9 protein-coding genes are annotated in these 12,099 nt (G+C 63.4%); 2 read left to right on the top strand and 7 right to left on the bottom strand.

The window, feature by feature from the left end; translation table 11 throughout:
• Position 1: 1 nt before the first annotated feature.
• Positions 2-685, bottom strand: a complete 684-nt coding sequence (locus KTJ78_RS01620) for a DUF1990 domain-containing protein (protein ID WP_217132031.1) — start codon at positions 683-685, stop codon at positions 2-4.
• Positions 682-2,532: a translation elongation factor 4 gene (gene lepA / locus KTJ78_RS01615; protein WP_217132029.1), complete on the bottom strand. Its 1,851-nt coding sequence runs from the start codon at positions 2,530-2,532 to the stop codon at positions 682-684. Before lepA ends, KTJ78_RS01620 begins: the two co-directional genes overlap by 4 nt.
• A gap of 182 nt (positions 2,533-2,714) precedes the next feature.
• On the opposite strand from lepA, the gene rpsT reads away from it, so the two are divergent.
• Positions 2,715-2,981 carry a 30S ribosomal protein S20 gene (gene rpsT / locus KTJ78_RS01610; protein ID WP_217132028.1) on the top strand — a complete coding sequence of 89 codons (267 nt, stop codon included), beginning with the start codon at positions 2,715-2,717 and terminating at the stop codon, positions 2,979-2,981.
• A 90-nt stretch (positions 2,982-3,071) separates the two neighbouring features.
• Here the strand turns inward: rpsT and holA are convergent, their stop codons facing one another.
• The 4 genes from holA to KTJ78_RS01590 form a co-directional block, all read right to left on the bottom strand.
• Complete coding sequence (gene holA, locus KTJ78_RS01605) at positions 3,072-4,079, bottom strand: DNA polymerase III subunit delta (RefSeq protein ID WP_369807924.1); 1,008 nt, start codon at positions 4,077-4,079, stop codon at positions 3,072-3,074.
• A 9-nt stretch (positions 4,080-4,088) separates the two neighbouring features.
• Positions 4,089-6,407 carry a ComEC/Rec2 family competence protein gene (locus tag KTJ78_RS01600; RefSeq protein ID WP_217132027.1) on the bottom strand — a complete coding sequence of 773 codons (2,319 nt, stop codon included), beginning with the start codon at positions 6,405-6,407 and terminating at the stop codon, positions 4,089-4,091.
• Between the two features lie 113 nt (positions 6,408-6,520).
• Positions 6,521-7,339 carry a ComEA family DNA-binding protein gene (locus tag KTJ78_RS01595; RefSeq protein WP_217132026.1) on the bottom strand — a complete coding sequence of 273 codons (819 nt, stop codon included), beginning with the start codon at positions 7,337-7,339 and terminating at the stop codon, positions 6,521-6,523.
• A gap of 111 nt (positions 7,340-7,450) precedes the next feature.
• The gene (locus tag KTJ78_RS01590) at positions 7,451-8,935 is read right to left on the bottom strand and encodes an FAD-dependent monooxygenase (RefSeq protein WP_217132025.1); all 1,485 of its coding nucleotides are present in this window, start codon (positions 8,933-8,935) and stop codon (positions 7,451-7,453) included.
• Between the two features lie 54 nt (positions 8,936-8,989).
• Here KTJ78_RS01590 and KTJ78_RS01585 point away from each other — a divergent pair, with 54 nt between their 5' ends.
• Complete coding sequence (locus KTJ78_RS01585) at positions 8,990-9,523, top strand: CGNR zinc finger domain-containing protein (RefSeq protein WP_217132024.1); 534 nt, start codon at positions 8,990-8,992, stop codon at positions 9,521-9,523.
• A 72-nt stretch (positions 9,524-9,595) separates the two neighbouring features.
• Here KTJ78_RS01585 and leuS read toward each other — a convergent pair whose 3' ends face one another.
• On the bottom strand, positions 9,596-12,097 hold the full coding sequence (gene leuS, locus KTJ78_RS01580; protein ID WP_217132022.1) for a leucine--tRNA ligase: 2,502 nt from the start codon (positions 12,095-12,097) through the stop codon (positions 9,596-9,598).
• Positions 12,098-12,099 lie beyond the last annotated feature (2 nt).

Here is a 12,099-nt window from a genome sequence, read left to right as displayed (position 1 = left end):
GTTACTCTTCTTCTGAGCTTGACGCGTTGATCGTCGCTTGCACGACGGGCGTGAGTGCGTGCAACTGCTCGGCTACGCGGGCAATCTCTTTCTTCACGCTGCTCTTGGTGAGCAGCTTCTTGCTGCCCTTGCGTGCGTCGTAGAAAAAGCCACGAGCAACCGCCCACACCGAGTTATCGGAACGCATTTCGACACGCAAGAAGGCCTCGCCCGCGATGTCAGACTCTGCCGCGCTGCCGACAATGAAGCCGACACGGTTCGTCTCATCAATGACACTGATCACCCGCATGCTGCGCACGTCTTCGTCACCGATACGATAATTTACGAGGTGACCAGCCTCGAGGTACGGGGTGCCGTCTGGCGCAAAGAGCTGCTCGTTCTCTTTCGGGCCTTCGGGAAGCCCGGTGTCGCGAAACGAGATCGATGCGTACTTCGATTCCTGCCCTTTGTCGACGAGCTCAATCTCGATGTTGGCGCCCTTTTGCGCGCCCCAGGTCATGAGGGTCGAGCTAGCCGACATGAAGCGATCTTCGCCGCTGCCGAGCAGCACCTCTTCTTCGAAGGGGGTACTGCCAACAGGTGGATACTTCATGAGGTCGGGCGCCTGCGAGGCGCCGACCGATGCGTAGCTGACCTCGTGGTCGACGTGTGTGGAGCGCCTCAGGATTGGCTGCTCATCGCTCACTTATTTTTCTCCTTGTCCTCGACGTCACCCGAGAGTGCGGCAATAAACGCTTCCTGTGGTACCTCAACGCGGCCCACCATTTTCATGCGCTTCTTGCCTTCCTTTTGCTTCTCAAGCAGTTTACGCTTACGACTAATGTCACCGCCGTAGCACTTTGCCAGAACGTCTTTGCGGATCGCGCGAATGGTCTCACGCGCGATCACGCGCGACCCGATTGCCGCCTGAATCGGCACTTCAAACTGCTGCCTCGGAATGAGTTTGCGCAGTCGCTCGGTCATGAGCGTGCCGTAGTGGTAGGCACTGTCACGGTGCACGATCGCACTGAACGCATCGACTTTGTCACCCTGCAGCAGGATGTCGACCTTCACGAGATCGGCTTCTTGCTCACCCATCGGCTCGTAGTCGAGGCTTGCGTACCCCTGCGTGCGGCTCTTCAGGTGGTCGAAGAAGTCAAACACGATCTCACCGAGTGGCATTGCGTAGCGAAGCTCGACGCGCTCCCCCAGGTATTCCATACCGAGCAGGCTGCCGCGACGGCTCTGGCAGAGCTCCATGATCGCGCCAACGTAATCTTTGGGAGCGAGAATCGCGACGCGCACCATCGGCTCGCGCACGCTCATAATCTTGCCCTCGGGGTACTCGCTCGGGTTCGTGACCGTAATCTCTTCGCCGTCTTCAGCGGTCACCGAGTAGACCACGCTCGGCGCGGTCGCGATGAGGTCGAGGTCAAACTCGCGGCGCAGGCGCTCCGAGATAATTTCGAGGTGCAGAAGCCCGAGGAAGCCACAGCGAAAACCGAAGCCGAGCGCAACCGAGGTCTCGGGCTCGTACTGCAGCGCCGCGTCTGAGAGCTTCAACTTGTCGAGCGCCTCGCGCAGGATCGGGTAGTCAGAACCATCGATCGGGTACAGGCCCGAGAAGACCATGGGCTTCGGGTCGGTGTAACCGGGAAGTGCCTCTTCGGCACCGTGGTGCTGGCTCGTGACCGTGTCGCCAACTTTCGACTGACGCACGTCTTTCACACCAGTAATGAGGTAGCCGACCTCGCCGGTCGCGAGTCCCTTCGTCGGTTCTGGCCCGGGTGAAGAAACGCCGATCTCGAGCGCCTCGTAGACCATACCCGTCGACATCATCTGCACTTTTTCGCGCGGCGTGAGTCTGCCGTCAACCATACGAACGTAGGTCACAACACCGCGGTACGGGTCATAGACCGAGTCAAAAATCATGGCGCGTGCGGGGGCCTCCTGCTCGCCCACCGGTGCCGGAACCTTCTCGATCACGCGGTCGAGCAGTTCTTCAACGCCCATGCCGGTCTTGCCAGAGACCTTAATAATGTCTTCGGGCTCGCCACCGAGCAGGTCACAGATCTCGCGCGCGACCCGCTCGGGGTCGGCCGCCGGCAGGTCAATCTTGTTGAGCACCGGAATGATTTCGAGGTCGTGCTCCATTGCGAGGTACAGGTTCGCGAGCGTCTGGGCTTCAATGCCCTGTGCCGCGTCGACGAGCAGAATCGCTCCCTCGCAGGCGGCCAGCGAACGTGAAACCTCGTAGCTGAAGTCGACGTGGCCAGGGGTGTCGATCATGTTGAGCGCGTACTCGGCGCTCTCGTGCTGCCAGTGCATACGCACGGCCTGCGACTTGATCGTGATGCCGCGTTCTCGCTCAATATCCATATTGTCGAGGTACTGAGCACGCATCTCACGGTCGGGAACCGTGCCGGTGATCTGCAGCATGCGGTCGGCAAGAGTTGATTTACCGTGGTCGATGTGCGCGATGATGCAGAAGTTGCGAATCATGCGCGGATCGGTCGACGCCGGCACAGGGGGATGAACACTTCGAGGAGACATTGTGATTCAGTATCTCATGAAATCGCGAAACGATGCTGTTTACTCCTTTCGCGCGCGGCTTTTTCTGGTAGAGTTGGTTCTTGGCTTGCGTGTGGGTAACCACACACCCCGCCCGGTAGCCCTCTTCTCTGCCGTCGGGACTCAACCGTTAATGATTTTTAAGCTAAAGGACAAAGTACCAAGTGGCAAATATTAAGTCGCAGATCAAGCGCATCAAGACCAACCGCAAGGCTACCGAGCGTAACCGTGCCGTGAAGAGCGAGTTCCGTACCCTCGCACGCCAGACCCGCGCAGCAGTTGCCGCTGGCGACAAGGAGCTCGCAGAGAAGAAGCTCAAAGAGGCGAGCCGCAAGATCGACAAGGCTGTTTCGAAGGGCGTTCTGCACAAGAACCAGGCCGCGAACCGCAAGTCGAAGCTCGCACAGCAGGTAAACGCTCTCGCAGCGTAGTGACGCGTTTCACGTCAAGGGCCCTCACCGCTTGGTGGGGGCCCTTCGTGTTTCTAGGGCCCCATTCCCCTCGTGCCCAGAGTTCAGTGCTTAGGCGGCCGGGAGCGGAGCGCCCTTGCGGGCCACGAGCAACACGAAGCGCTCGAGCGCGTAGACGGCATCGCGAGACCCGCCCTTGAGAGCGAGGTCGGTCGCCGCTGACTCAGTCATGACCCGGGCGAGGCCGCTTTCACGCCAGCCGCGCACGTCGCGCATTGCGCGGTCGACCTGCCAGGGCGGCATGCCGAACTCTTTGGCGAGTTGGGCTGCCGAGGCCTCTGCCCCGCACACCCGGGCGATGGCACGCAGCTTATAGTTGAGGGCGCCGAGCAGAGGGATCGGTTGCACGCCGGTATCGAGCGCCTGGCGCAGGAAGAGTAATGCCTCTCCCGCGTTGCCCGCGATCGCGGCATCAGCGACCTTAAAGGCGTTCGTCTCGACGCGGCCGCCCGTCATGATCTCGACCTGCGAGAGCGTCACGTTGCCGCCGCTATTTTGGGCGAGCTGGCCGCACACCGCGATGAGCTCTTCAAGGTTTTCAGGAAAAGCTTGCACGAGTGCCTGCATCGCCCGCGGGTCGGCCTTGACGCCGAGCCGATGGAACTCGGCACGCACGAGCGCCGGCAGGTCGCCGGGCTTCACCGCTGGGCACAGCACTTCGACGGCTCCAGCGGGCATCGCGCGGATCGCGTCGAGAAGTCCCTTGCCGCGCTGCCCCCCGCCGTGACGAATCACGAGGGTCGTGTCAGCATCAGGAACTTCGAGGTATGCCTTCGCGTCGGTGATGAACGCGTCAGTGGCTTTTTCAGCGCCCATGACGCGAATGAGCCGCGGCTCGCCAAAGAGTGAGGGGCTCGCGAGCGTCATGAGCATGCCTGACTCGTACTGGCTCGCCTCGACCTCGTGGATCTCGAGTGCCGGGTCTTGCTCACGCAGCATCGATCGCATACGAAGCCAGGCCCGGTCAGCAAAAAGCTGTTCTGGACCGGTCACGAGCATGACCGGAACCGGCTGCACGTCTGACCACGAGAGTTGGGGAATCTTTGCTTTGGCTGCCACGGCTCTACTCTATCGTTCACTCCAGACAACGACTCTGTCGCCCTGTAGCGAAAGCGCGATCGAGCCGTGGGTATCACTGCGCAACGGGATCGTTTTGGCCCTGGCGAGGTCACCCAGCGCCTTATCGCTCGGGTGCCCGTAGCGGTTCTCGGCTCCGCTCGATACGAGACCGTACTCTGCGCCGAGTTGCTCGAGCAACTCGGCCTCGGCATCCTTCGAACCGTGATGAGCGACCTTCACGATGTCGCAGCGCTCGTCTGGGTAACGTGACCGAATCGTCGCGTGATCGCCCTCACCGGTATCGGCGAGCATGAAAAGACACACCCCCTGAACGTCGATGCGCATGACAATGCTCGCACCGTTCGCACTCGTAATCGGCTGCTCTGTGGTCGGCGCGAGAATACGCCACGCGAGGGTGGCGTCGGGGTTGTCGCTGCCGAGGGTTCCCTGCATACCCTCAACCCCGATTCGGTACGGAATCGAGTGTCGCTGTAGCTGCTGCTCGGGAGCGCGTTCGGCAGAGTCTCCGGTAACGGGGCGTGAGATGAGCGCAGCCCGCGTGCGACCGAGCACTGCCCCAATGCCGCCGACGTGATCGGCATCGTCGTGGCTGAGTACGAGCAGCGTCACCTCGGTCACTCCAAAGCGATCGAGGCAAGCCGATACCGCCGTTTCGTCGACGCCGGTATCGGTGAGCATCACTCTGCCAGGGTCTGCGGGGTCTCTCACGAGAAAAGCGTCGCCCTGCCCTACGTCGCACATCACGACGAACCAGTCTCCGGGGGTCGTCACCCGGGTCATGACCGGTGAGGTGATGCTGACCGCCACGAAAGTTCCGATGCCGGCCGCTCCGAAGGCCCACCAGAGGCGGCGCAACAATACCGGTGCATCGATGCGTGCTCGCCAACGGCCCACCGGCCTCATGCTGCGCAGCCACAGCGATGCGATGATGCTGCCCTGGCACAGTGTTAGGAGCACGGCACCAACCGCGCCACCCGGCCAATACAAGCGCGTGAGTGGCATCTCTGTGATCGTCACTGCGAGCCAGATAACCCATGACGAGGGAACGGCAGCGACAAGCGTCAGCCAGTGCCCGAGCCAAGGGGCCACGGGTGCGGCGAGCATCGCGAGAAGTCCGATACCAGTGCCGAGCGGCGCTGCCGGAGCGGCGAGAACGTTCGCAACAATGCCGCCGAGGGCAAGCCCCGGCTGCAGCAGCAATAAGAGTGGCCCGCAGGTGACCTGGGCCGCGATGGTCACGGCGAGTGTGAGCGCCAAGGGCATCGGCAACCTTGCCCACTGGGAAAGCCAGCGGGTGATCGCCGGCGCCCAAAACATAATGCCGGCGGTTGCGGCGACCGACAATGTGAAACCGGGGTGGCGCGCTTGCCAGGGGTCGCTGATGAGCAGCACGATCATGGCGCAGCCGAGCGAGGCAAACCCGACGCCACGGCGCCCACCGAACTGCGAGAGCAGTGTCACGGCTGCCATGAGGGCCGCTCGCTGAATGCTCGGGTCAGGCCCCACGATAAGCGTGAACCCGAACAGTGCAAGAGCCCCGAATCCAATGCGTAATCGCCTTCCAAGCCCAACATACGAAACCGCGACCATCGCGGCGGCAACAATGAGCGCGCAGTTCGCGCCCGACACCGCGATGAGGTGCGTGAGGCTCGTCGTTTTCATGGCCTCATCGAGCTCTTCGGTCACGAGTGTCGTGTCACCGACAGTGAAGCCCGGTACCAGGTCGGCGCCGTCAACGACCGAAGCATGCTCAATGATCGAGAGCCGTAACGAGGCGATGACTCGGTGCCAGGCCGCGGGGCTTTCGGCTACGTTGAGCTCTTGAACGCTCACCATGTAGGCCGTTGACCGTTCGGGCTCTGACGGGCGAAAGCTCCCGTCGAAGCGCACAACCATGCCGGGAACCCACCGCGAGGAGGGAATCTCAGTGGCCCCGTCGAGTTGTTCGAGCGTGTCTTTCGAAAACCAGAGCAGCACCGGCACCCTACCGCGGCTCGTCAAGACGTCTGCCTGCACCCACCCGTCGCCCGTCGCAGTGCGCTCGACAAACCCCGCGAGCTTCGCCTCACGCATCGCATTGCCGCGCGAACTCGCCGCGTCGCTTTGATGGGTGCGGATCGTCGCTTGCTCGACGCCGCTCACCTCTGGCGCCTCGCGCACCCACTCCTGGTGTGCGATCTGCCCGGAAACGACCGCGAGAAAGGCGAGCGTCACGACGGAAAAGCGCGCCACACACCGCGGCAGCTGAGCCTCCTTGAAGACCATCGATGCGCCGAGCATCAGACCGCCAATTACCAGTGAAGCCACCGTCACCGGCATAGCCCAACCCGGGCGGGCAATCAGAAACGCGGCTGTGGCCCATGACACAAGCGCAGCAAAAAGCAGCCGCCAGGTGCCCGGCGGTTGGCCCCGCCCCGTGTTCACGGGGCGGTCACAAGGTCGCGCAGCTCGGCAAAGACCTTCGGGCCGATGCCTGAGACGTTCATGAGGTCGTCGACGCTACGAAACCCGCCGTTTGCGTCGCGCCACTCAATGATTCGAGCGGCGAGGGCCGGGCCAATACGCGGCAGCGTTTCGAGTGCCGCCGCGTCGGCGCTGTTGAGGTTCACCGGCCCACCCGCTTCGGGCGCCGCGGCTCCCGATGAGCCGGGCTGCTCGCTTTGCTCACCCTCTGCGGGAACGAGTATCTGTTCACCGTCGATCACCTCGCGCGCAAGGTTAACCCCGACGAGCGAGGCTTTGTCGGTGACTCCCCCGGCCGCTTGGATTGCTTGCTGCACCCGCTCACCGGAGGTCAGTTCGATAACCCCAGGCTTCTTCACTTCACCCAGCACGTGAACAAACACGCTCGCGCTCTCGGCACCCTTGCTCGAGCGGTCACCGGGATCCGCACCACGATCGCCCTCACTACGGGAATCGTTCGAGCCGGCTTCCCCGCGCGAGGCCTCTCCTCCCAGTATTTCGCTCGCGTTCGCTTCGTCGTTAGCTGAGGTTTCGGATCCCTCGAGCGAGAAGGCATGGTTCGAGCGCACGAGCGCGAGAATCACTGCGACCAACACCACGAGGATAAAGATGATCACGCCAGCCGCGGGCGGCGTCGCGATTGCGCGAAAGAGTCTTCGCGGCAGCGACTCCGGCACCTTCCACGAGGCGGCTTCACCGTCGCTGCGTGCTGCAGGGCTCCTGGGTTTCGCTGCCACACGACCGGGCTTCGGCACCGTGTTCTCATCAAGGTTCATGGGGTGAACGCTACGTGAGACGAGGCCTCAGGCGGCTGTCATCAACAGACCTTCAAGCGTGAGCAGCTCGAGGGCCGTTGTGAACGGCGAAAGAAGCGATGACTCGCCTCGCTATGCCCTTCCCATGAGCCACTCAAACGCACTGGCCAAGTCGTCGGCAGACGCAAGACGCTCTGCGATATGCCCGTCGGGCCTCACGAGCAGCGCACCGCCGAGGGCCAGGCCCGTCTTCTCGCGGAATTCGCCGGGATCACGCTCACGGCGGCTGGCCTCGGTGAGCGCCGCGTAAGGAATTCCCAGAGCCGCCGCCGCAGCAGCGTATTGAAGCTCTCGGTGCTCACTCACAAGGGTCGGCAGGTGGTGAACCGCGACGAGGTCGAGGCTCGAAACCACCGCTGGGTCACCCTCGATCGCGACGTGCGGTATGCGCCTTCCCGGCTCGCCAGACGGCGCGTAGGGGCCAAGAGCGACGGGCTCGGCAGCGCCATAGTGCGTTGCGAGCAGCAGCTCATCGTCGATCGCGTAGTTGCGCCCAGCGTTGCCCGAAGACACCGCGATGATCGTCTCGGCGACGGGCCTGCGCTCAGCGGTATACCGGTCGAGGGTTGCGGCGGGAGCCGATCCGCCAAGCACCGCGGCAAGTCGCCACGCGAGCGTCTCAGCATCGCCAATGCCCACGTTCATGCCGTGTCCGCCGGTCGGCGGGGTCTGGTGAGCGGCATCGCCCGCGAGCAACAGGCGACCGTTTCGAAACGTCGTGGCGAGGCACGCATCCATGCGCCAGGTCATGGTGTCGAGCACGGTGACCTCGAGCTCGCTGACGCCGGCAGCCACACGAACGAGCTCGGCCAGTCGGTCGTTATCGGCGCGAAGCGTGTCACTGTCGGTGTGCTCGGCGATCGGGTACTGATAGATCCACCGCGTGGCATTGTCGACCGCGAGAAACCCGCCCTTGCCCCCAGCGAGAAAGTACGAGGTCGATTCGCGGCCACGAACGGTCTCGCGCAGGTCGGCAATGAGGCGGATCGAGAGAAACCGCGCGAGCCCCTGCTCGCCCTCAAGAGCAATGCCCGCCGCCTCGCGAACGGTGCTGCGTGCACCATCGCAACCAATGACGTACGCGGCATCGAAGTGCTTCGTCTCACCGGCAACCTGCGCGGTGACACTCACGCCCGTTTCGGTCTGCTGCACGTCGGTGACTCGGTGCCCAAAGAGCACCTGCGTCCCGAGCGATTTCGCGTGCTCGAGCAGCACCGGCTCAAGCACGTCTTGTGAGCAGAGCACGCCGGGTGAAGGGGTGTTGCCCGAGTCGTGTGTGGGAGGCGCGGCAGAGACCTCTGCGTGTGGATCGGCGAGCGTGTCGCCCCTGAAGAAGCGGATATGGCTCGCTGGCAACGCGACCTCGCGAATGCGCTCTTCAACACCGAGCGCCCTGAAAGCTTCCATAGAGCGGGCTGAAATGCCGCGGGCTTTGGGGTGCCGCGAGAGGCCCGGGTGGGCCTCAAGCACGAGCACCTCGATGTCGCGCTGCCGCAACATGGCTGCCAGGGTGAGGCCAATGGGGCCTGCGCCAACGAGAAGAACCGATGGAGTCATCGACACCCCTTCCTTGTAACGATAAATAAAAGATAACAGCGTTACAATACTCGTATGACGCAATCATACGCAACCGATGACCGGCCACTCGGGCTGCGTTTCGTCGTCGAGGCAATCAACGACGTCGAAACCGAAACGAGCTGGCGCACCCTCTGCGAACGCCGCGGTGACGCCGCGCTCGGCGAGCGAGCGTTCGATGAGGGTCGTTTTGCAGAAGCGAAGGCGATACTTCGCCGAGTGTTCGCAGAGCCAGAGCTCGCGAGCGCAGCGCCCATCATCAACGAGACACTCACCGCACACCAGGTCACCCAGCAGCTCACCCAACTCGCCGACGGGCGCTGGGCGCTACGACCCATCCATCAGGGGCCACACGATGACGCCGCGGCGACCCTGCTCACACTCGGCTCGTTTGGGCTCGCACGGTGGGCCTCAGACCAGGGCCGAGCGGCCTGGGGCATCTGCGCAGCATCCGGCTGCGAGCGAGTGTTCGTCGACGAGGGACGCAAAGGGCCGCAGCGGTTCTGCGGCACCACCTGCGCGACGCGCGTGAGAGTCGCCGCGCACCGCCGCAAGCAGCAGTCGAGCTGAAAGCACGCCAAACGCACGACGCCCCGCGAGCCAAAAAGGCCGCGGGGCGTCGTGTCTGACGAGCGAAAGAGGCTAGCCCTTCGTCGCGATCGAGACGATCTTTGGCAGGCGCACGATCACGCGCGCGATCTCCTTATCGCCAATCGCACGTTGCACCGAGGTCGAAGCGAGCGCCGCTGCCTCAGCGTCGGCATCGCTCGCGGTCGCGGGCAGCACGAGTACGTCGCGCACCTTGCCACCAACCTGCACGGCAACCTTGATCTCGTTCTCGACGAGCAGCGACTCGTCGGCCGCCGGCCACTGTGCGAGCGCAACGGTAGCCTCATGGCCGAGCATCGCCCACATATCTTCTGCAGCGTAGGGCGCGAAGAGTGAGAGCATCATCGCGATGGCCTCGGCCGACTCGCGCACGGCAGGGTCGGCGGTGCCGACCGAACCGTCGATGGCCTTGCGCGTCACGTTGACCTGCTCCATGAGGCGAGCCACGACGACGTTGAACTTATAGTCTTCGACAAGCTTCGGGACCTCGGCGAGCAGGTGGTGCGTCGCTTTGCGCAGTTCAGCGTCGCCGGTCGTGAAGTCAACGCCGGGCTCGCTCGTGACGTCGCGAGCGACGCGCCAGGCGCGGGCGAGGAACTTCGCCGAGCCCTGCACCGAGACGTCGGCCCAGTCGATGTCGTCTTCTGGTGGCCCCGCGAACGCAAGGGTCACGCGCAGCGCGTCGGCGCCGTGGCTCTCGAGCTGTTCGGCGAACTCGACGAGATTGCCCTTCGACTTCGACATCTTGGCGCCGTCTTGCAGCACCATGCCCTGGTTGAGCATGTCGAGGAAGGGCTCTTCGAAGTCGATGTAGCCCATGTCGAAGAGCACCTTCGTGATGAAGCGCGAGTAGAGCAGGTGCAAGATCGCGTGCTCGACACCACCCACGTACTGGTCGACGGGGCCCCACTTCTTCGCCTCGGCGGGGTCAAATGCCTGGGTGCTGTCGGTGGGCGACAGGAAGCGGAAGTAGTACCACGAGCTATCGACGAAGGTATCCATCGTGTCGGGGTCGCGCAGCCAGGTCGCGCCGGTCTCGGGGTCTTCGACCGTGGCCCACTCGGTTGCGGCGCCGAGCGGAGACGACCCCTTGGGCTTCAGGTCGAGCCCAGCCGAGGCTGGCAACTCAACGGGCAGCGTCGACTGATCGACAGGCTTCATCTCGCCCTCGTGCTCACCTGTGCCGTGCAGAATCGGAATCGGGGTGCCCCAGTAACGCTGGCGCGAAATGAGCCAGTCGCGCAGGCGGTACGTGATGGCTTGCTTGCCGGTGCCGCGCTCTTCGAGCGTCTTAATCGATTCGGCGACCGCCTCGGCCTTGGTGAGGCCGTCGAGCCCCGGCGAGTTGACGAGCACGCCGTCACCCGTGAGTGCGATGCCACTCTCGGCCGGGTTCGGCAGCTCTTCGCCCTCTTCGCCGCGCACGTCGAGCACCTGCACGATGGGCAGATCAAAGGCGAGGGCAAAGTCGAGGTCGCGCTGATCGTGGGCGGGAACCGCCATGATCGCGCCGTGTCCGTAGTCGGCAAGCACGTAGTCGGCGGCCCACACGGGAATACGCTCGCCCGTAAGCGGGTGCGTGGCATAGCGGCCAAGAAACACGCCGGTCTTCTCACGGTCAGCATTCTGACGTTCAATCTCAGACTGCTTCTGCGACTGCGCAAGGTAGTCGGCGAAGGCCTCACGGGTCGCCTCGTCGGCTCCCGCAACGAGCTCCTGTGCAAGGTCAGCGTCAGGCGCGACGACCATGAATGTCGCACCCCAGAGCGTGTCGGGACGGGTCGTGAAGACCGGGATCTTCTCGTCGTGACCCTCGATCTCAAAGAACACCTCGGCGCCCTCTGACTTGCCGATCCAGTTGCGCTGCATGCCGAGCACCTTTGCGGGCCAGCGGCCCTCGAGCTGATCGAGGTCGGCGAGCAGACGCTCTGCGTAGTCGGTGATGCGGAAGTACCACTGGGTGAGCTTCTTCTTGACGACCATTGCACCCGAACGCTCGCTCGTGCCGTCGGCAAGCACCTGCTCGTTCGCGAGCACGGTCAGGTCGACGGGGTCCCAGTTCACCCAGCTGTCTTTGCGGTATGCCAGGCCGCGCTCGTACATCTTGAGAAACAGCCACTGATTCCAGCGGTAGTACTCGGGGTCAGAGGTGTGCAGCACTCGGGTCCAGTCGAACGAGGGTGCGTACGTGCGGAACGACGCCTTCTGCTGGTCGATATTTGAGTAGGTCCATTCACGCGGATCGACCCCGCGCTTGATCGCCGCGTTCTCGGCGGGCAACCCGAACGAGTCCCAGCCGATGGGGTGCAGTACGTCGTAGCCCTGCGTGCGCCAGTAGCGCGCGAGAATGTCACCAAAGCAGAACGCCTCTGCGTGGCCCATGTGAAGGTCGCCCGAGGGGTACGGGAACATATCAAGAATGTACTTGGTTGGGCGGCCGGTGGGCTCGGGCTTCACCACGAAAGGCTCTTTGGCCTCCCATACAGGGAGCCAGCGCTCCTGGATTACCCGAAAGTCATAGGTTTCGTTCTGCATTT

This window comes from Leucobacter chinensis, assembly GCF_019049105.1.
Classification (GTDB): domain Bacteria; phylum Actinomycetota; class Actinomycetes; order Actinomycetales; family Microbacteriaceae; genus Leucobacter_A; species Leucobacter_A chinensis.
The sequence above is the reverse complement of the archived record's forward strand: the minus strand, read 5'-3'. Positions and strand labels throughout refer to the sequence as shown.